Here is a 19,378-nt window from a genome sequence, read left to right as displayed (position 1 = left end):
GTTTTTACACGTCCTGGGCCGTAAGCAGTCGTTCACAATGTTTACCAACGAGTGCCAATCAGTGATCATGAAGCCACGGCCACGGGGAGGTCATTGGTATCCCTGACGAGCAGATCATCTAGGATGAAGAATATGACGCTATGGCGCCGACGTGCAATGTGATCTCCGGTTGAGCTCTTATGTCGGCATCAATGACTTGTCCCACGTTGACTTCTTTATGCGCTGAGCAACGCCCCATGTCCCTTTGTCGGTCTGGCCTGAATTGGTGTTCAGACCGCAACCATAAGGTGAGATGCGGATGCGCGCATCTTAGCTATGCCCGGATTTAAAACCTTCGTTTTAGACTTCTTGCGGTTGAGTTTTCAAAGGAACAGATCGGTCGAATCCGCGGTCCGGTGAGGTTGATCCTTCAATGCGTGATCCTTCAATGCTTGCAGTGTCCTTACTCGCAGAGATCGTTGAAGCCTACCAGCGCATCCTGCGACATTCTTCAAGTTCAAGTGAGCTAGTACTCAGATGAGATGGGGCATAGGATTGAAGGAACCACGTGCTCGCCGCCCTGGACGTAGCAATGAACTGATTCAGTAAGGGCGCTCGAACATAGTCTTCAGCGTCCTGACCGGTTTCATCCATTCAATTCGCGCCACTTTCCCCCTCTCGGAAAGGAAGATTCACTCGCGTACGAACGCTAAGCCCCTGCACAAATGACTCAGAACGGAATTTAATCTTGCGCACTCAAGACGACTGGTCTATTCTAAATATTAGACGACTGGTCTACTCAATCTTTTTGGAAATGCGTTTTTGTTTTAACGATTGAACAGCAGAGCAGTTGTTCAGAGATGGCGCCCAATGCCGGGCTTCATCAGCCATTTACCACCGCCTATCGGCTGCCTATGAAAGGAGCCTCCAAGCGGAAGGACGTAACTCGGAGAATATCTATGTCCGCAACACTTAAAGCAACTCAGTCCGCCAGCATCTTTGACGGTCCGTACTACCTCAGCATCGCTGGCAAGCTGGTTGAGACAAAGGACACCTTTGATGTCATCAACCCCGCGACCGGCAAGGTTCTAGCGCAAGCACCTTCTGCAACGGCCGAGCAGCTCGACGAAGCCATTGCATCTGCAAAAACCGCTTTCAAGAGCTGGTCGGCACTTAGCTATGACGATCGTCAAGGCTATCTCGATCGCTACGCAGACGCACTTCAGGAAAATCGCGACGACCTGGTTCGCCTGCTAACGCTGGAGCAAGGCAAGCCGCTGCAAACTATGGCGGCTCCCGAGGTAGACCAAGCAATCTCGTATATCCGCCAGATCGCTGCACGCCGTATTCCGGTGGAGATCGTCGAGGAAAACGACTCGCATATTGTTGAACTGCACCACGTTCCTCTGGGTGTTGTGGGCGGCATCACTCCGTGGAACTTTCCGGTACTGCTAGCACTATGGAAAGTCGCACCGGCACTGATTACCGGCAACACCTTCGTGCTCAAGCCGACGCCTTTTACCCCGTTGACCGCGTTGCGTTTCGGCGAGATCGCCCAGAACGTGTTTCCGGAAGGCGTACTGTCCGTCGTATCGGGTGATGACGCACTCGGACCGCAGCTCTCAAATCATCCAGACATCGCCAAGATCAGTTTTACGGGATCGACCGAAACCGGCAGGCACGTGCTGCGCGCCGCGGCGGGTACTATCAAGCGCGTGACACTTGAGTTGGGCGGCAATGATGCGGCCATCGTGCTTCCGGATGCTGATTACAAGGCCATTATCCCGCAGCTTTTCTGGGGCGCTTTTGGCCATCAGGGTCAATGGTGCATAGGCATCAAGCGTCTTTATATCCCCCGCTCCTTACATACCGACTTCGTGAAGAAGTTCGTGGCTTATGCGAAGACGGTGAAGGTCGGCGACGGTCTTGATCCCGATGTCGGCATAGGACCAGTCCAGAACAAGATGCAGTTCGACAAGCTCAAGTCCTTTCTTGCGGACATCAAGGCAAATGGTCAGACGATTGTTCTTGGTGGCGAGGTTGACGAGAGCCAGCCGGGCTACTTCTTCCCAGTCACCATTGTCGATAATCCACCCGAAGACAGCATGATCGTCCAGGAAGAGCAGTTCGGCCCGATCCTACCAATCATCGTTTATGACGAAGTGGACGACGCTGTGAACCGCGCCAACGATTCAATCTACGGCCTGGGTGGTTCGGTATGGGGTCGAGATACCATGGCAGCTGTAGCTGTAGCCAATCGTGTCGAAGCCGGCATGGTCTGGGTAAATGAAATCCATACCATGGGCGTCGACATCCCCTTCGGTGGCGTCAAACAATCTGGTCTTGGAACAGAACACGGTCGCGAGGGTCGTGAGCTCTTCACCAATCCCAAGTCACTGTTTATTCACAAGTAAGCACTGCCCCAAGCGCGGCTTCAAACCGGAGCCGCCTACTGCGCGACGGGTATCTTGCACCCATCCGAAATTAACCGCTCCCACCATTAAGTGGTGGGGCTAGGGACCCGATATGCCGGCGTTCTGAAAATGAAATGGAGATATAAGATGACGAATAATCAAGTTTACTTCAGCCCAGTGCAACTGGGCCGCCATACGCTGCGGAACCGGATCGTATTGCCGCCACTGACACGCCAGCGTGCTGCACAGCCAGGCAATATCGCGACGGATCTTATGGCTCGTTATTACCAGCAACGCGCGAGCGCCGGCTTCATGGTAACGGAGGGCACGCAGATTGAGCCTCGTGGTCAGGGCTATGCCTGGACACCTGGGATCTACACACACGAACAGGTCGAAGGCTGGCGCAAGGTCACCGATGCAGTCCACGCCGAGGGCGGCGTCATCTTCGCCCAGCTCTGGCATGTTGGTCGCGTATCGCACAGTGCACTGCAGCCGAACGGCGATGCACCTGTAGCACCTTCTGCAATTGCACCCCAAAAGGTCAAAGCATTCATTCAGACGGCGCCCGGCGAGGGCAAGTTGATAGAGCCGCCCACGCCACGTGCGCTTACCGTAGTTGAAATTAAGGAGCTGGTGGAACTCTACGCACAGGCAGCGCGCAATGCGCTCGATGCTGGTTTCGATGGTGTTGAACTGCACTGCGCCAATGGCTATCTGATCAACCAGTTCATTTCAAGCCACTCCAATACCCGCACTGATGAATATGGCGGATCTCTAGAAAAGCGTTTGCGCTTTCTGAGTGAGGTCGTCGCAGCTGTTTCCGAGGTGACCGGTGCAGACAGGATGGGCGTGCGCTTCACCCCGTTGTTTGAAAGCACCGATCAGGATCGCATCTATATCGGGCTGGTCGAAACAGACCCCCACGAAACCTATGTAGAAGCAATCAAAGTGCTTGAGGATGCCGGCGTCGCCTATCTGTCAATCGCCGAAGCAGATTGGGACGACGCGCCCGATCTGCCGTTGATGTTCCGTCAGGCGGTGCGAAAGACCTTTTCGGGCTGCGTTATTTATGCCGGCAAATATACCGTCGAGCGCGGCGCCCGCCTGCTTGAGACGGGGCTCGCCGACATGGTCGGGTTCGGCCGCAGCTTCATCGCCAACCCCGACCTGCCCGCGCGAGTCGCCAACGGCTGGCCGCTGAACCCGATCAATCCCTCGACCCTCTATGGCGGCGCGGAGAAGGGGCTTACCGATTATCCGGCGTATGCAGACTAAGCCTTGCCATCCGGGCGGTGTTACCACGCTTAGGCCACTCGGCCCGAAACGTGATTGACCGCACGGACATCTATTAATGGAGTATTAATATGTCAGCTGATTGTGTAACAGAGAAGCACAAAGCCCTACCTCACGCATCCGCTATCCGCTGTATCCCCAGCGAAGTGCCGAAACCCTCTATGGCGATTGTGGTCCTGTGTATCGTGCTGGTTGCCATCACGCTTCGGCCAGGCATTGTTTCTATAGGGCCGTTGCTGCCCGCGATAATCGAGGAGATGAATTTAAATCATACTCAGGCCGCTCTATTAACCAGCATACCGACGCTATTGATGGGGCTCTTAGCTATACCCGCTCCCTGGTTGGCCAGTCGCTTTGGCCGGGATCGAGTTATCCTGATCGCCTTGCTCATACTGGCTGCTGCAACCGGTCTTCGGACAATAGCAGGGTCAATAGTCCAGCTATTCATAGCAACAGCCGGTGTAGGGGCAGGTATTGCTATAGCTGGCACCTTGTTCTCCAGCTATGTGAAGGCCCGCTTTCCAAACAGGGTCGCTACGTTCATGGGGCTTTACGCCACAGCCATTGCACTAGGCAGCACTCTGGCGGCCTCATCCACCGGGCCCCTGTTTGAGACTACTGATAGCTGGCGGTGGGCTGCTGGATTCTGGGTTCTGCCTACGGTGATCGCGGTTGGCGTATGGGCTGTAGTTGAGCGCAATGGATATCAGAAAGGTTCGCAAGGCTCCAACAGGAGTGTCCCTCGCATGCCGGTACGCAACCCAACCGCCTGGCTGATTGCCCTGTTCTTCGCTTGTAACAATTTGGTGTTTTACGCGATGATCGCCTGGCTTGCACCTATGTACATCGAACTCGGCAAGACGCCAACCGCCGCGGGCACTATTCTCGCCAGCTTCACCTTGGGGTTCATGGTGGCCAATCCATTGTTTGGGTTTATTAGCCGAAGCGACGATCGGCGCCTAGTCCTGGCGACAAGTGCCAGCATCGCTCTAATGGGTAGCTTGGCGATGGCTATTGCTCCAAATGCCATTCCGCTCATTGTAGCGCCCTTGATAGCTTTTGGGACTGGCGGCGCCTTCACTCTCGCAATGACGCTGCCTCTGGATAACGCCTCCACCCCTGAGGAAGCTAGTGCCTGGACCGCTTTTGTAATGCTTCATAGCTACATAGTGGCAGCGGCAGGCCCCCTGCTAATAGGGTATTTGCGTGGTGTTTGCGGCGATTTTCAGCTCTCACTATGGCTGCTGGTGGCAATAGGAGTGGTGATGTTATTGGTAACGCCATTTCTGCAACCGAACCGTCATGGCCGCAAGCTGGCTTAACGCGGAAACTTCCGAAGCCCGGTAAGATATAGAGGAACAACGATTACTCAGCGTGGGTACAGCAAAAAATTTGCGCTAGCATTAGACGACCAGTCTAATCGATGCTAGAATACTAATCATGAAGACTGCAAACGCACCTAGCAATGCTGATGTCCGCGAGAATATCCTTACCACCGGTCAACGAATCATGGCCGTCAAAGGCTTTTCAGGTGTGGGCTTGAATGAAATTCTGGCAACAGCCGGAGTACCGAAGGGATCCTTCTACCATTACTTTGGTTCAAAGGATGCATTCGGCGAGGCGCTGCTGGAGAGCTATTTCGAGGATTATCTCGCCGAGCTCGACGAGACGCTGCGTCAGCCTAACAGGACGATGGCAGATCGCCTGATGAACTACTGGCAGAACTGGCAAGATAATCAGTCTTTCTTTGATTGCCAGGGTAAGTGCCTCGCGGTAAAGCTAGGGGCGGAAGTGGCCGACCTGTCGGAAACAATGCGCCTAGCGCTCAAGCGAGGTACTACTGGCATCGTTGACCGCCTTGCATGGGCCATTGAAGCCGGGGTTGCAGAAGGATCGTTGTCGGTGGAGGGAACGCCGCAAGACAATGCCGCGAGCCTTTATCAGTTATGGCTAGGCGCGAGTGTGATGGTAAAAATTAGTCGCACTACGCAACCATTTGAGACGGCTATGAAGACGACTCGTCATACCCTTCACCTTTCCTCCTGACCGGAGGAAGGGACTGGACGCACTTCCCAGGGAGTGCTTTTTTTAGGCAACAACCATAGACGACCGGTCTAATATTAACTCCTTAACTATTTGGAGAAACTCATGAAAATTTTGATGGTTCTTACTTCGCACGACCAGCTTGGTACTACCGGCCGCAAAACCGGCTTCTGGCTGGAAGAACTGGCAGCTCCCTACTACGTATTCAAGGATGCCGGTAATGAGGTTGTACTGGCATCACCCAAGGGCGGCCAACCACCTCTGGACCCGAAAAGCAACGAGCCGGCATTCCAGACCGACCTGACCCGCCGCTTTGAAGCTGATGCAAACGCCAAAGCGCAGTTGGCTGAAACAGTCCGACTGGACAGCGTTTCGCAGGCCGATTTCGACACAGTGTTCTACCCCGGCGGTCACGGCCCAATGTGGGATCTGGCCGAAAACAAGGATTCGGCGGCCCTGATCGAGTCATTCCTTAGCGCTGGCAAACCGATCGCTTTGGTCTGCCATGCCCCCGGCGTACTGCGCCACGCAAAAACGCCCGAGGGTCGTCCGCTGGTTGAAGGCAAGAACGTCACTGGCTTTACCAACAGCGAAGAAGCAGCCGTCGAGTTGACGGACGTGGTGCCGTTTCTGGTAGAGGATGAACTCCAGGCCAAAGGCGGCATCTTTTCCAAAGCCGAGGACTGGGCTCCCAACGTGGTTAGCGATGGTCTGTTGATCACCGGTCAAAACCCGGCTTCTTCAGCGCCTGCGGCAACCGCTCTGTTGGCTCAGTTAGCCACCAGCGCGAAATCATGAACGCCTGAAACTCGCAGTTAAATCTCACTCAAAGCGTCACGATCTACCAGGACGTGACGCGATATTTTATCGCTACGAAATAGGAGTTCTTATGAGCAATGGTATTGAAAACAAAGTTATCTTGATCACAGGTGGGAGCACAGGCCTTGGCGCAGAGACGGCGCGCTATCTCGCCTCCTGCGGCGCGAAAGTGGCTATAGCGGCTCGGCGCAAACCGGAGCTAGACAAGGTAATTGCCGACATCCAAAGCAACGGTGGTACGGCCAGCGCGTATGTGCTGGATGTGACAGATAAAGTGCAGGTGGAAAACACCGTGGCCGCGGTGGTGGCTGACTTCGGTAAGCTCGACGTACTTATCAACAACGCCGGGCTAATGCCTATCCGCCCCATGGCCGAGGTGAACACCGACGAATGGGATGCCATGATCGACGTGAACATAAAGGGAACACTTTATGGCATCGCAGCCGCACTCCCGCGCTTCATCGCCCAGGAAAGCGGCCACATAATCAATTTAAGTTCAGTGGCTGGCCTGAAAGTTTTCGCCCCAGGCGGAACAGTTTATTCAGGCACAAAGTTCGCCGTTCGGGCCATCTCTGAAGGGCTGCGGCAGGAGGTTGGCGATAAAGTTCGGGTTACGTCCATTCAGCCGGGCGCGGTGGATAGCGATCTTAAATACAGCACTTCCGGGACAGCAGCAGAAACGGTGCTGAATTTTTACAAAGATGCTATTCCGGCTAATTCCGTGGCCAGAGCCATCGCATTTGCCATCGAACAGCCGGCGGACGTGGACGTCAATGAAATTGTGTTGCGCCCAACAAAACAGGAGTTTTGATCGACCTCAGTTCTGGCGAGCTAAGGTTGCTCATGTAGCGCATAAGGACGACTCGCCAAAACCTTCACGGTCGCAGGATTTATCGTCGCCCTCCTGCAATGCTGGGCGGCGCCATGGCCGGTCTTCGACCACGACGTTGATATGAGAAAACTGATCGCATCCTCTCGATCAAATGCCGGCCCCTTAATGCGAAACAACAGGAGACTTGAAATGAGAGTTTTCATCGTTGGAGCCGCGGGCGGGGTCGGACACCGGGTTGCGCAACGTTTGCGCGCTAGCGGTCATGCGATCACCGCAGTTGTTCGACGGCAGAGCAGGCCGAGAGCTGCCTACAACAGGGGTTCACTCCGATCATCGCAGATATAGCTGCGGTTTCGGTCGAGGCCTTGGCCGAAGCGATGCAGGGGGGCGACGCAGTGCTCTTTACTGCTGGCGCGTAAGCCGCTTTTATCTCGTCTCGGTAAGCTTCTCAAGTAGCTCGGATGGAAGCTCAACGATGGCGCCTCCGCTGCCATCTACTGGATCTTCACAGACCGCTCGCCAGCTATCAGGCGAGCCCATAGCGTCACCCTCCTTAACAGAAAGTTTAAGTATGGCGGTTTCATCGCGGGAAGATGCCTCGCCGTCGCACCCAATGTCACAATCAGACGTGAAAACGAATACCCGCTCAGCTTCTATAGGGCGAGCGCGATGCCTAAATCGGGCCGATTACTACAACGTCAACAGCGCGGAGGAGAAAGAGTCATCGCAGGCACAGCAGGCAATCGCAAGGAGCTGCGCCACCAGCGCCCTTAGGTCCACCGGGCGCGACTAGAACCGTCTTCAGGGTACCGCCACGCATCTACGCCCTGGTCTGTGGCCTTCATCATCAAAACTCTACAGGAACCTTCGATGTCGCCAATGTCCGAAATCGTTGCGCATATGATGCCGCTGGTTGTGGCGACAGCCCACTTTCAGAACGGGTAGATAATATGTCAATGTCTTTCCCGAAAGGTGGGCCCAGAAGCTAGCTCGCAAGGCGCCTGGAAATCGCCCGCATTAAATGTTCGCCGACATTGCTAATTCCTTTGTTCTGCGCAACAACCTGTGCGCCCTCCAGAAGCATAGTGAGTTCTTGCGCCAACCACTCCGGGTCATCCAATCCCGCTTCTCGGCAAAGATCGACCAAGCGATGAAACTGGCGTTTTTTGTGCGTTTCGATTAGCAGGCGTGCTGGACTTTGCGGGTCAGGTATTTCCGCCAAGCTGTTAGTAAACGGGCATCCGCGATACCCCACACGCGCTGTGTCCTCAGCGATGAAATGTGCAAAGCCCATTAATTGTTCCACTGGTTCACGGGGCCACTGAATAGCTAGATCGTCTAGCACCGCACTGTAGTTTTCGGTCAACAAGCGCAACCATTCCTGCACCAAAGCTTCCTTGGTATCAAAATGGCGGTAGAGCGTCATCTTCGTGGAGCCAGCCAACTCTGCAATAGCGTCAACGGTCACGCGCGCGATTCCTTGCTCAAAAAAAAGTTCATGTGCTGCATCAATAATGCGTTCTCGGGGTGGTAGCTGTGCGACCCGACCTGGACGAATGTGGCTTTGCATAGGATCTGACTCAAAGTGAACGAATATGCTTGACATGTATACTATCGGGTATAGCATTATACTAACAAGTATCGTTCGATACTTAATAGTATACATGTCGTGATCAGTTCTTTTTGCTCTCGGAGAAATCAATGAACCGTTTAGAATATTCTGAGCAAGATGGTGTTGGGTTGGCGCAGCTATTATCTAGTCGTCAAGTGTCACCGGAAGAAGTGCTTGCAGCAGCACTCGACGCCATTGAAGCAATTAACCCCCATATCAACGCGGTAGTCGAAGTATGGCCAGATGAACCACGAGCATTGCCAGGGCTGCTGCACGGCGTGCCAATGCTGGTGAAAGACCTCGGCCTTACTACTCGTAACCGCCTGAATGAATTAGGCAGTCGCCTGGCCCAAGGGTGCGTAGCTCCGGATGATTCTGAGCTGATGAGTCGATTGCGACGTACAGGACTAGTTGCATTAGGTCGAACCACGCTTCCAGAGCTGGCCGCAAGCACTACCAGCGAAAACCGCATTGACGGACCCACGCGTAATCCTTGGGATCTAACCCGCAGCGCAGGTGGCTCTAGTGGTGGTTCAGCCGCTGCTGTGGCAGCCGGCTTGGTACCGATTGCCCACGCCACGGATGGTGGTGGTTCCATTCGGGTGCCCGCGGCGAGTTGCGGTCTGTTCGGTCTTAAGCCTAGTCGTGGTCGATTGCCGATGGGGCCCGCTGTGGATGAAGTATGGGCCGGGCTGGCCGTTCACGGTGTATTGACTCGCTCAGTGCGGGATACCGCCTTGGTATTAGACTTAGTTCATGGTCCGGCACAAGGCGACCCTTTTCAGATCAATCCGCCAGTAGATACCTACACCTCAAGACTCAAGAGCGAGCCCCGCGGATTGCGCATTGCCGTCCAAGCGCAGGCATTGAATGGCCAGGCCACTCATCCTGTGATTGAGGCTGCACTAACGGAAGTGGTGACAACGCTTGAAATGCTTGGCCACCAGGTCACTTTTCTTACTGCTGATATTGGCCTGAGCTGGGAAGCCTTTGTTGAGCTGAACGCACGATTCTGGTCGAGTAATACAGCTGCCTGGATCGACGCAATCGCCGCCACCACCGGCCGCCCCATAGATGGGAGCACCCTCGAGCCGGCCACGCTCGCGCTCTACAACCTTGGCAAGGGATTAAGTGCCACGGATCTGCTTGGTGCGATGTTTGAGCGGAACATCGTTTCGCGTCATATGGGTCGTTTTTTCCAAGACTATGATCTATTACTGACACCCACGCTCCCCGACTTGGCGCCATTCATTGGCACTTACAACGCGGCTCAGGAAACACTCGATGGCCGTGGCTGGATAGCTAGGGTTTTTAGCCACTCACCGTTCACCGCACTGGCGAACGTGACAGGCAGCCCAGCCATGTCGGTTCCCCTTGCGCATGATCCTGGCACTGATTTGCCGATCGGCATGCAATTTGCCGCTGCTTTCGGCCGCGAAGACCTGCTCATAGAGCTAGGTGCTCAGCTAGAACGAGCCGTGCCCTGGGCGGCTCGGCGTCCTATTCTAGAAGTAAATTGAGCTGACAGGTGCCGTCTCACATCAGAGAGAGGCTTAGGACAAAAGGACGAAGGCTCGGCTCAAAAAGAAGCCATCTTTATTTCCAGAGGATCTCGACCGCTTTTGGCCTATCCCTGCCACTCGTCACCGGCAGCATTCGGCCAATAGCAGCCATTTAATGTGCTGACGATACGCAGTCGAATACTTCGACCTATCCACGACGAAGAACAGCATGTGCCATTTTTCCCGAGATTCGGTTCTTAGATCCAATGGATCGAAGCCAATCTCCTTGCAGAAAATCGCGTATTCGGGCAAATTTGGTCCGTCCAGTTGGGTCGCTGCCGCCACCCTCGCTGGAAAAACCCGGGCAACCGGTAAATAGGAAACCGGCAGCACAGTCTGAACCTCCCCGCCAACTGCTTTATGAGACTGGGAGAACAGCTAGGGAGGGTTGCCCTTGGGTAATTTCGAACAAGCTGGTTCAGCAGCTTTACATTTGCGCCTTGCGGCGTTCGGTAGCGTGGTTGGAGTGCTCTGCACTGCTGGCCTTGCACCAGTAACCGCTGTTGTACTGGTTCTTTGCGTCGCCGTCGTTTTTACGAAGATGTAAGGCTAGGGTGGCCACGCACGCGGGCGTGGCCACTCGAACCTTGTATACCCACTTAATCTGAGTCAAAGCTGATTGTCAGGAGTCTGCAAATAGCTGCCTGTTAATCGCCCCATAGCTTATGGCTGCTCCGGTCCCGTGGACTACCCTCGCTCCAATAGACATTTCACAACCTCAGATCTAGCCTGACGCTAATCGAAGCTTCTTATGGCTGGCTCGAGTTGGCGCTGTGCGGCTAGCCATCCGATGGCGACCAATATGGAAGTGTGGAAGCCCCGGGCTCGTCTAAGATGATCGCCAGGCTTTGCTCAGCACGTGTAACCGCCACATAGAAGTCGGCTGCGGAAAGGGGCACGAGATATTCCCCTTTGCTGATGAACTTGCCGATGGGACCTGTCGGATAGATCAGCACGCGATTGAAGGTTCGGCCTTTAGACAAACCAAAATTCATATAGTCGAGATCAAACTCCTTGCCCGAGCTGATGCTGTTGCGCAGGCACTGGGGTTGGAATGCCTCACAGTACTGGCTGACGTGCTCCTTCCTCACCAGGAAAACGCCGTCGTGGGACGTGGTGGCGTGATTCTGCGAGGTCGTTTCCGGAAAGTCCCAACTCGCCTCGAAGATGGTATCGGAGAAGGTGGCAATTGCCTGACAGCATCTCCAAGTGACAGAGCTGAAGTTGATTTCTAGCCAGCCAGCTTTCTGCTGTTTTTTGAACCATTCAATTGATTTTGAGTAGGCGAAGGCCTTCTTCATTTGGCCACGAGGATTGGTGGACAAGACGGCCTGACGGACGTCCCCGACGAGTCGTATCTCTATGCGCGCGCCGAATAGCGCCTCTAGGATGTCCCAGTCGTAACCCGAAAGATCCTGCACCTCGTCGACGAGGATTTCGTCGTACAGGCATTCGAGGCGATGAATCAAAGCCCCGCCGCTTTGGCCGATCAGTTGGTGGGCTAAGCGTGCTATTTCCCTCGCATACACACTGTCCGCCGAATCGAAAAAACGATTTTCACCGCTGGCGTATCGCCCTGGATCACCTTCGAAATTAAAGCCTCTGCAACGCTTGCCCGGGAATGCAAATGGCACGAAGGGCTTGACGAAGTGACGCAGCAGAAAGCTGAACCAGCCAGAGACCTCCAAGTTGGACCGGTCGCCGGCATACCGCCTCACGCGCTCGCGCAACTCGACTTGATTGGTCTGTGCGAAGGTGATCAGTAGCACCTTGCGATTGGCGGGCAAGGCTATGCAGTGCTCCACTAGGCCTTGTGTCTTGCGAGCGCCCGCAACTGCCAGGGTCAGATAGTTGTTAGCAATGGATGAGTTAGTCATGGATGAACTTTGCTGCCGCCGCTATGTACGGCGGGGCCGTAAGGGTTTCCTTGGATTCAGCGATGAGCAATGCTGCTTCTGTTTTCTCTCTCGACATCCATTTATGAAGATTGGCTCGGTCGGTGAGCCCAAGGATCTTGCGCAGGGTCTCGTCACTGTTGCAGGCCATCAGTTGCGGCTCCAACGTCCTGCCAGCTTCCTTCGCGCCAATGAATAGCTCCCGTTTGCTCGCCTCAAGCAGATCGGTCACAGGCTCGCGCAGCACCTCGGGGTCTTGATCGTCGTTGTCTCGAAGCACTGCAACGGGGCGATCTATGGCAGCACACAGCTCCAGGCAGCGCTTCAACGTCAGCCCGTGCATGCTCATAACATCAATCCCCAGCTCCATCGGGCGCTTGCCATAGAGGTCTCGGAAGAAGCGTTCGAACAGGATCTCGTCCGAAGGGCCTTCCACCAGGACGAGCTTGTGAGCCAGCACCATCCGCAATGTGTTGAAGCCTGCGAGCTTTTGAAAATAGCTGACAGTATTTGGATCAAGCGCCTTGATGTGAGACGTCTTGCCGCGATGTAGGAGCAGCAAAGAACTCAGGCCAAGGCGGTTCAGCACGTAGGCACTGTGGGTTGATATGAACAACTGCCGATCGCCTGCAGCCTCCTGAATGCGCGACAACAAAGTGGTCAGGCTTGTATGCGACAGATGGTTCTCTGGCTCTTCGATCATCACGATACTGGTCTGGTCGGACAGACGCTGCATGGCCAGAGAGATCTTGATCGAAGCTTGTTGACCTTGGCCGGCCAAAGCGAATGGCACATGATCCACGTGCGGCGTGACCGATCCCTCCCAGGAGGACTGAGCGCTTTGATCCATGGCCAACCCCATAACCTGCTTACCCAGCGGAGCATGGATATCTTTGAGGCGTTGATTCACCTCCCTCAGCGAGTCAGAGGTCATGGACTCTTTGATCGATCGGTAGTAATGGGAGATCTTGGCTTTCTCGCCTGGCTCTAAGTGGTCGCTCAGGATCTGGCGCAGGTGATAGTCGATACCTGAGGTCGAGCGCACAGTCCGCGAGTCGATAGTCGCGACCGCAAGCTGCCGAGGGCGCCGGGTCAATACCTCATCCCCGAAGGTCCTCCATTCGATTTTGTAGTACTCGACAGGTATGAGTGCGCTGGGGTTGGCACGCCATTGCGTCAGCTCTTCTTCATACTCAGGATTTGGTATGACCTTGAAAGAGATCCCAGGGCAGGCGTTGGTCTTCCTGTCGCTGTTAATCGCTCCACATAGAAACTGCAGCTCTGGACGATTTTCTAGGAATAGCTCAATAAGAATTTCCGGTAGAGCTGGTTTCTCATCCCCGCCGCAATCTTCCAAGAACTGATTAACCAGCTCCTTGTTGAACCAATACGGGTTCAGCTCCTCTTGGGCGGAACGGCCACCGATACGCCCGTTGAGCGCGAGACCGATCGCCTCCATCAAGGTAGACTTCCCCGCGTCATTACCGCCCACAAGGATGTTGAGATTCTTGTTCGGCAGAAGGGTGAAGTCGCCGTAGATACGATAGCCCTGAATTTTGATCTTCGTGATCATCTGCTGTCCTTAGGTGGCGGCTGGAGAATTTGGAGAAGTGGGGCCTTAGGGAAAACAGCTCATTAGGGGTGAAATGAGCTCGTTGTGAATCCAACCGATCGCCCAAGCTGCCGCAGGCCAACTTGCCTGAACGGCCAAGAAAACCACGAAGCTAAAGAAGGCTCGTAGCAGATATTCATGCGTCATCTTTATGCAGCTGATTTTGTTGTTGTTCGCGTCGTAGTTCTGGATCACAGCTTTCAGCAATTGCTTCGCCAGGTTCTCCTCAGGCTCCTCGGAGTTGAAACTGTCTGCGATATCACCGGGACTTACTACAGTTGACGCCGATATCTTCATGGTCTTGAGGGCCCACAAGCCGGCGCGCATGAGGAACAGCAGCGCTAGAAGGAAAATCCCCAGATGGATCCCTCGTTGCCACGTGCTGATTTGCTCATCCCATAGTGCAGGAAGAATGGACGCCAGGATTGGCATCAGGGCGGTGATCGCTGCGAGGTAAAGGCCAGCCTTGGAGTCAGCGCCTCGGCGACGCTCGTGCTCGGAGTCGAAGAGCCTGCGGGCCTCCTCCAGTGCAATATCACTTATATCTGACCAGGATCCCTGATCGACCTTCTCTTGCTCCTTCCGAAGCCATCTCTGCTGTGGAGAGTCAGTCGTTGCCGAGGAAAGTGTGAGGCGAGGCCAAAGCCACTCAGGGACTAGCTTTGGCATTGGGCGATTCCTTCAAGCTCGTCAACGATCGCAGCAGCAATTGGATACCCGGTGAGGTTCTCGATCCAGGCCCATTGGCCATTCGGGTTGATTTCCAAGAACCACAATTTACCCTCCTGATCGCAGATGAAGTCGATTGCGCCATAACGCAGGCTCAGTCGACTCATGAGGGCGGCACATTGATCCTCAACCTCGCGGGTAAGCTCGATACGCTCGTGCTTGAGGTCAGGCCTGCAGCCTCGGCGCCAATCTACGGTGGTTTCTTCATGCTCCTGCGACCTGATCGCGGTCGCGAAAACCTGGCTGCCGACCACCGTCACCCGGACGTCGTACTGCTTTTTGATCTCGGTCTGCACAATGAGGGGGGCCATTGCGATGGCGTCCCCGTCGCTGTCATTCAGATGCTCCAGGCGAGAGGTGAAGATAACTCGCTCCTGCTCACCATTGATCAGCGCCTGCCGAAGTGGCTTCCCAATAGCGGGCCCCGCCTGAATGACCTCGCGCACCGATGTGATGTCGTTTGTGATCAAGACCTGTGGCACATTGAAGCCTATCTCGCTCGCAAGCATCAGTTGCCTCGGCTTGTCTTCCGCTGCGAAGATGTCCAAAGGGGCGTTTAGCCACATACCCTCCAGGCGTGCATACAGGCTCTTCAGGAGGGCGCCCCATTCGGCCTCTGCGTACTCCCTCTCGCCGTCGTCGATGATGGTGGCGTTGCTGGCAGGCTGGGCAGGACGTCGAAAGTAGGCCGCCTTGACATCGGATCCGTTGAGCTCTCGCTCACCGAAGGACAGTGACCACGCTCTTCTGGGGAACGCAGCCATGGTGCAGCGAGCTTTTGGCATATCTTCGGTATTCAAGCGAAAAAATGGCGTTTGCCGGCGTTTGAGCTCGGCCACCACGTAATCGATTGTGATGTCGCGACGGTTTGTAACTAACAGGAGCATGTGTTTTCCCTAACGCTATACGTCCATCCAGGTCAGCATTCGATCGCCATCGGATCGAAATTGGGGCCGGTGCTTCGGTCAGATTCGTTCACCTGCTGTCAGCAGTGCAAGCCAAAGGACTGGATTTCGTCATCGTCGGCCTCCTGTTGAACCTTGGTTTTGGTGACCAGCTCCAGCAGCTGGGCAGCCGAGTAATGGTCATCAGCCTCATCAATCACGTCGGTCTTGGTCGCTAGTTGCAGGAGGTTGATAAAGCCGTTTGGACGCGTGTCATCGTCACTTTCGATTTGCTGGTGAGTCTTAGTCGTCAGCTCAATCACGAGTTGGCAGTCATCATCATCTTCGCCATCTGCACGAGTCTTGGTTTTCAGCTGCGAGAGCGCCTGCGTGTTGATGATGGGTAGAGCGCCTTGCTCGGTGTCGACTACCCACATCTGCTGCTGCTCGCAGTAATACCCAGGTAACCGGTCTTCGCCTGTACGAGGTGTGCCGGCGTTGGCCAGGAAGGGCGAGATGTTTGTGTGACGATGTCGGGCGCGCGTTTCCCTGTTGATGGCGTTTTCCATGCATCAAATCCATTTAGATTGGTTCGGTTTACAGTTGATACTACTTCGCTATAAATAATCAAACAACGTAGTCTCTGAACGGAGAGTGAATCGCACAGCCAGCAGCCACTGGCCGCTCTTGGCCGATAGCTGTCGACTAGAGCAGTCATTGGTACTAGGCTGGCGGTCTTTGGGTACTGGCGCGTTGAAGAAGAGCTTGGATTGACAGAGGAATCCCACGCCGTAAGCGAATGATCTAGCATGATGTTGCAAGTTGTGGAAAAAATCATGCCGTAGCTTGAGGAGTTAAGATGATCAGCGAGGAAGACCTAGAGCAACTGCGCTACAAGGGTGAAAGTGTCGACCTGGATTTTAAACAATCCCAGTATCCTTTCGCTGGGGCGACTGAACACCAGAAGTCCGAGCTCCTCAAGGATATCTTGGCAATGGCCAATGCCTACAGGGCTGAGCCTGGTTTCATACTGATTGGCTTTAAGGATCAGCCTCCACATCCTGCTGAAGTAGTCGGCATTTCCTCCAGCGACCACATTGACGATGCTGTGCTTCAGCAGTTTGTGCGTAGCAAGGTCGATCCGATATTGGAGTTCCAATACGAGGAGCGGCTGTTCGGCGGCAAGCATATTGCAATTATTAAGGTTCCCAAACAGGCTCGTCCCTTCGCACCAATTAAGGACTACGGAAAACTAAAGAAGAATGTGGTCTATGTACGTCGGGGGAGTTCGACTGACGAGGCGACGATGTCTGAAATGACGAAAATGACCCTGGCTGATGCAGGCGCCCCAGGGACCGTCCAAGTAGACTTGCAAATCGAGGATGAGGAAAACGGCCCTCTTCCTGTTGATCTGACTAGGCGCTTTTTGGAATTCGGCGATATTCCCGATTATGAGGAAGAGAATTATATCGACATGGGAAATGGGTTCAGGACGCCCATCTCCTCAACGCGTTTAGTGAATCAAGACTACTACCGTGACGGGGCCAACTACCACTCAACCATGAATCGGATGGTTATGGTCCGATTGTCCTTAGCTAATCGTTCGGATTTTCCCTTGGGAGACGTCAAACTCGAACTGTGTTGCTCAGCATCCCAAGGGGATGCTGTCCAAATGATGCGCTCTGATGATCTGCCAGCTGAGCCTGAATCTGGAGAGCTGGCGTACCTCGGTCGTGGGCTGGAGGGTATGGTAGACAAACTTCGGCAGCGGGTCGCCGTTGATGAACGAACTAGCGAACCGGTATGTCATGTCCTTCTTGGCACTCTTCGTCCCGGCGAAACCGGTAGAGCAGAAACCGACATTGCGCTGCTACCTAAAGGCCCCGGTGACTATGTGCTTAGAGTCCGTATCTTGGCTAATAATATCGGCATACCCCTTGTCAAAGAGCACGCCTTCACGATCAGAGGAGAGGTCAACGAAGTGGGCGCCGAGGACTTGATTCAATTGCTCTATGGAAAGTATTTCGACCTGGATGTGAATCGCTCCTGACTCCCTAGACACTTGTGGCTGGCCTCTGGAAGGCTGCTGCCAGCGGAATCAGCTTGGGTGCATCCCTCTCGGACGGTAGGACTCGCTTGGATAGCTCGGTCGGTTGGTTCGATACTTGATCACCTCTGGCTACTGGCGCAGCTAAAACCTACGGACGCTTCTCGCTGAGTTCTGTCGAGCGTGTCGCCAGGAGCTACTGGGGGGGGCGCAACGGGCGGGATCTTACACTGGCATATAGCGAGACGTCCGCTTCACGAGTACGAAAGAAAAGGAGACGACTCTCAGGTTCTAAACTATGATTCCGTTATGCAACTACTGGGTTAATATACAGCCGTGTCCATAGCTGACCCACCAGGAGGACGTGATGCTCCCCTCGACTTGCATTGCCGAAATCAGAACGCTCGCAGAGTTGTTGTCTCTTTACCAGATCGCCTCGGACATTACCTTGGCGAGGCATCAGTACCGAAACCCCCTGCGGCCCTACCGGCTAATTACGCCCGAGGCCAGCTGTCAATACGAGAAGAACGGGAAGCGCTGTTCCCGGATGCATCAGCACGGCTTCGTCGTCGAGCGGTACGACGATTCGAAAGTGCTGATCGGTAATTGCTGCGCCCTGAACCACCTAGGCCTTGATGATGAGCAGGTTCAGGGGGAGTTCAGGAAGCTGAGCGCCTCCGAGCGGCAGAATATCCGCCGGCATAAGGTCGAAAGAATGCTCAAGCAGCGAGAGAGCCTCATCGGCCGTGTTCGCGCTGCGAGCATCAAGTTCAGGCGGCTACAGAGGGAAGTCAGCCTGATTCTTTCAACCCTACCCGCCGAAGTGGGTGACGCGCTGCTCGACCGTTGGAAGCGGAAAGCCGTAGAGGTTTCCTGGGAGTACCTAATCATCAAAAAAGGAAAAGATGAAAAAGGGCAGCAGTACGAAGAGAGGAACTGGTATCCGCATTCTTTCGGCAAGCTCAAAGGCCTGGGCCTTTGGCTGCAATTGGATAAGCAGTTGTATCAGCAAACCCTCTTGACGTTGCGCCAGCAGCTGGAAGCGATTCCCACCAAAGGGCGATTGAGCCAAGCAGAATTGGAGTCCGCGGAGGCTGCTCTAAAGCAGGCGACGACCTTAGAGCCCGTTGAGCAAGAGTTGCAGAAGCAGAGTGAGTTGCTAGAGGATTTCCGTAAAGCGGCGAACCTGCAGTTGACGATTCAGACCGTCAGCAACCACAAGGTCCGGGCTAAGGCGGTGAACGCAATGCACCAACTGATGGATGAGCCCCGCAGCACGACTCCTGAGAAATACGTCGCCGACATTGATTTGGCGTTTAAGCAAAAGTATTCGGCGGGAGGCATTCGCATCGCCTCCTGATTCCACTGGGGCCCCTTCGCTAAGCCTTGGCTGATCTTTGCTTCCACCACAGATAGGTTGGGGTGAGCAGCGGCTCAGATACCAAACAACCGCCGTGGACCGTATTCGGACAGTAGGCCAAGCGATGCGTGTAATTGGGGTCAGATGAAAATTAAACTCTCCGGCTCTCTCCGGGTTCATCTGGCTTTTCTGCTTTTATGGACAAAGCGGAAGGATCTATTTGCTCTTCTGAAAGTCCGCTTCTTCCGTGAGCAGCTCTTCGTGGATGACTGCTTTTGGCCCAGGACGTGTAAAAAC

At 54.5% G+C, this 19,378-nt stretch carries 15 protein-coding genes; 9 read left to right on the top strand and 6 right to left on the bottom strand.

Annotated features, from left to right (window positions below; genetic code table 11):
- The first annotated feature begins 938 nt into the window (after positions 1 to 938).
- The 6 genes from K787_RS0120935 to K787_RS0120910 all read left to right on the top strand — a co-directional run bounded on the left by K787_RS0120935 (position 939) and on the right by K787_RS0120910 (position 7,359).
- Positions 939 to 2,393, top strand: coding sequence for an aldehyde dehydrogenase family protein (locus K787_RS0120935; protein ID WP_022964747.1), 1,455 nt, complete (start codon positions 939 to 941; stop codon positions 2,391 to 2,393).
- A 147-nt stretch (positions 2,394 to 2,540) separates the two neighbouring features.
- On the top strand, positions 2,541 to 3,668 hold the full coding sequence (locus K787_RS0120930; protein WP_022964746.1) for an alkene reductase: 1,128 nt from the start codon (positions 2,541 to 2,543) through the stop codon (positions 3,666 to 3,668).
- Between the two features lie 89 nt (positions 3,669 to 3,757).
- Positions 3,758 to 5,008 (top strand): MFS transporter, encoded by a 1,251-nt coding sequence (locus K787_RS0120925; RefSeq protein ID WP_022964745.1) that lies wholly within the window; start codon positions 3,758 to 3,760, stop codon positions 5,006 to 5,008.
- Positions 5,009 to 5,126: 118 nt separating this feature from the next.
- On the top strand, positions 5,127 to 5,732 hold the full coding sequence (locus K787_RS0120920; protein ID WP_022964744.1) for a TetR/AcrR family transcriptional regulator: 606 nt from the start codon (positions 5,127 to 5,129) through the stop codon (positions 5,730 to 5,732).
- A 102-nt stretch (positions 5,733 to 5,834) separates the two neighbouring features.
- A complete protein-coding gene (locus K787_RS0120915; protein ID WP_022964743.1) occupies positions 5,835 to 6,527 on the top strand; it encodes a type 1 glutamine amidotransferase domain-containing protein in 693 nt (230 codons plus the stop codon).
- A gap of 91 nt (positions 6,528 to 6,618) precedes the next feature.
- Positions 6,619 to 7,359 (top strand): SDR family oxidoreductase, encoded by a 741-nt coding sequence (locus tag K787_RS0120910; RefSeq protein ID WP_022964742.1) that lies wholly within the window; start codon positions 6,619 to 6,621, stop codon positions 7,357 to 7,359.
- A 1,006-nt stretch (positions 7,360 to 8,365) separates the two neighbouring features.
- On the opposite strand, the gene K787_RS0120905 is transcribed toward K787_RS0120910, so the two are convergent.
- Positions 8,366 to 8,986, bottom strand: a complete 621-nt coding sequence (locus tag K787_RS0120905; RefSeq protein WP_235801970.1) for a TetR/AcrR family transcriptional regulator — start codon at positions 8,984 to 8,986, stop codon at positions 8,366 to 8,368.
- Between the two features lie 95 nt (positions 8,987 to 9,081).
- Here K787_RS0120905 and K787_RS0120900 point away from each other — a divergent pair, with 95 nt between their 5' ends.
- Complete coding sequence (locus K787_RS0120900) at positions 9,082 to 10,512, top strand: amidase (RefSeq protein ID WP_022964740.1); 1,431 nt, start codon at positions 9,082 to 9,084, stop codon at positions 10,510 to 10,512.
- 821 nt (positions 10,513 to 11,333) lie between these two features.
- On the opposite strand, the gene K787_RS0120895 is transcribed toward K787_RS0120900, so the two are convergent.
- The 5 genes from K787_RS0120895 to K787_RS25660 form a co-directional block, all read right to left on the bottom strand.
- Entirely contained in the window at positions 11,334 to 12,431 is a 1,098-nt protein-coding gene (locus K787_RS0120895; RefSeq protein WP_022964739.1) for a UvrD-helicase domain-containing protein, read from the bottom strand.
- On the bottom strand, positions 12,424 to 14,022 hold the full coding sequence (locus tag K787_RS0120890) for an ATP-dependent nuclease (RefSeq protein ID WP_022964738.1): 1,599 nt from the start codon (positions 14,020 to 14,022) through the stop codon (positions 12,424 to 12,426). The genes K787_RS0120895 and K787_RS0120890 overlap by 8 nt, the downstream gene beginning before the upstream one ends.
- Before the next feature lie 45 nt (positions 14,023 to 14,067).
- On the bottom strand, positions 14,068 to 14,730 hold the full coding sequence (locus K787_RS0120885) for a hypothetical protein (protein WP_022964737.1): 663 nt from the start codon (positions 14,728 to 14,730) through the stop codon (positions 14,068 to 14,070).
- Positions 14,718 to 15,677, bottom strand: coding sequence for an MvdC/MvdD family ATP grasp protein (locus tag K787_RS0120880; protein WP_022964736.1), 960 nt, complete (start codon positions 15,675 to 15,677; stop codon positions 14,718 to 14,720). Before K787_RS0120880 ends, K787_RS0120885 begins: the two co-directional genes overlap by 13 nt.
- A 98-nt stretch (positions 15,678 to 15,775) precedes the next feature.
- On the bottom strand, positions 15,776 to 16,243 hold the full coding sequence (locus tag K787_RS25660; RefSeq protein ID WP_022964735.1) for a hypothetical protein: 468 nt from the start codon (positions 16,241 to 16,243) through the stop codon (positions 15,776 to 15,778).
- Between the two features lie 290 nt (positions 16,244 to 16,533).
- Between K787_RS25660 and K787_RS0120870 the strand changes: the two genes are divergently transcribed.
- Positions 16,534 to 17,724: an AlbA family DNA-binding domain-containing protein gene (locus K787_RS0120870; RefSeq protein WP_022964734.1), complete on the top strand. Its 1,191-nt coding sequence runs from the start codon at positions 16,534 to 16,536 to the stop codon at positions 17,722 to 17,724.
- A gap of 364 nt (positions 17,725 to 18,088) precedes the next feature.
- Positions 18,089 to 19,081, top strand: coding sequence for a hypothetical protein (locus K787_RS24075; protein ID WP_022964733.1), 993 nt, complete (start codon positions 18,089 to 18,091; stop codon positions 19,079 to 19,081).
- Positions 19,082 to 19,378: the final 297 nt, after the last annotated feature.

It is taken from the genome of Halopseudomonas pelagia CL-AP6, assembly GCF_000410875.1.
GTDB classification, from domain to species: Bacteria; Pseudomonadota; Gammaproteobacteria; order Pseudomonadales; family Pseudomonadaceae; genus Halopseudomonas; species Halopseudomonas pelagia.
Note: the sequence above shows the minus strand (reverse complement) of the source record. Positions and strands in the feature narration are given on the sequence as shown.

What these genes read in the sequence shown, in the direction of transcription:
- K787_RS0120935 (WP_022964747.1), top strand. Translation starts at nt 939, where the DNA reads ATGTCCGCAACACTTAAAGCAACTCAGTCCGCCAGCATCTTTGACGGT.
- K787_RS0120930 (WP_022964746.1), top strand. Translation starts at nt 2,541, where the DNA reads ATGACGAATAATCAAGTTTACTTCAGCCCAGTGCAACTGGGCCGCCAT.
- K787_RS0120925 (WP_022964745.1), top strand. Translation starts at nt 3,758, where the DNA reads ATGTCAGCTGATTGTGTAACAGAGAAGCACAAAGCCCTACCTCACGCA.
- K787_RS0120920 (WP_022964744.1), top strand. Translation starts at nt 5,127, where the DNA reads ATGAAGACTGCAAACGCACCTAGCAATGCTGATGTCCGCGAGAATATC.
- K787_RS0120915 (WP_022964743.1), top strand. Translation starts at nt 5,835, where the DNA reads ATGAAAATTTTGATGGTTCTTACTTCGCACGACCAGCTTGGTACTACC.
- K787_RS0120910 (WP_022964742.1), top strand. Translation starts at nt 6,619, where the DNA reads ATGAGCAATGGTATTGAAAACAAAGTTATCTTGATCACAGGTGGGAGC.
- K787_RS0120905 (WP_235801970.1), bottom strand. Translation starts at nt 8,986, where the DNA reads ATGTCAAGCATATTCGTTCACTTTGAGTCAGATCCTATGCAAAGCCAC.
- K787_RS0120900 (WP_022964740.1), top strand. Translation starts at nt 9,082, where the DNA reads ATGAACCGTTTAGAATATTCTGAGCAAGATGGTGTTGGGTTGGCGCAG.
- K787_RS0120895 (WP_022964739.1), bottom strand. Translation starts at nt 12,431, where the DNA reads ATGACTAACTCATCCATTGCTAACAACTATCTGACCCTGGCAGTTGCG.
- K787_RS0120890 (WP_022964738.1), bottom strand. Translation starts at nt 14,022, where the DNA reads ATGATCACGAAGATCAAAATTCAGGGCTATCGTATCTACGGCGACTTC.
- K787_RS0120885 (WP_022964737.1), bottom strand. Translation starts at nt 14,730, where the DNA reads ATGCCAAAGCTAGTCCCTGAGTGGCTTTGGCCTCGCCTCACACTTTCC.
- K787_RS0120880 (WP_022964736.1), bottom strand. Translation starts at nt 15,677, where the DNA reads ATGCTCCTGTTAGTTACAAACCGTCGCGACATCACAATCGATTACGTG.
- K787_RS25660 (WP_022964735.1), bottom strand. Translation starts at nt 16,243, where the DNA reads ATGGAAAACGCCATCAACAGGGAAACGCGCGCCCGACATCGTCACACA.
- K787_RS0120870 (WP_022964734.1), top strand. Translation starts at nt 16,534, where the DNA reads ATGATCAGCGAGGAAGACCTAGAGCAACTGCGCTACAAGGGTGAAAGT.
- K787_RS24075 (WP_022964733.1), top strand. Translation starts at nt 18,089, where the DNA reads ATGCTCCCCTCGACTTGCATTGCCGAAATCAGAACGCTCGCAGAGTTG.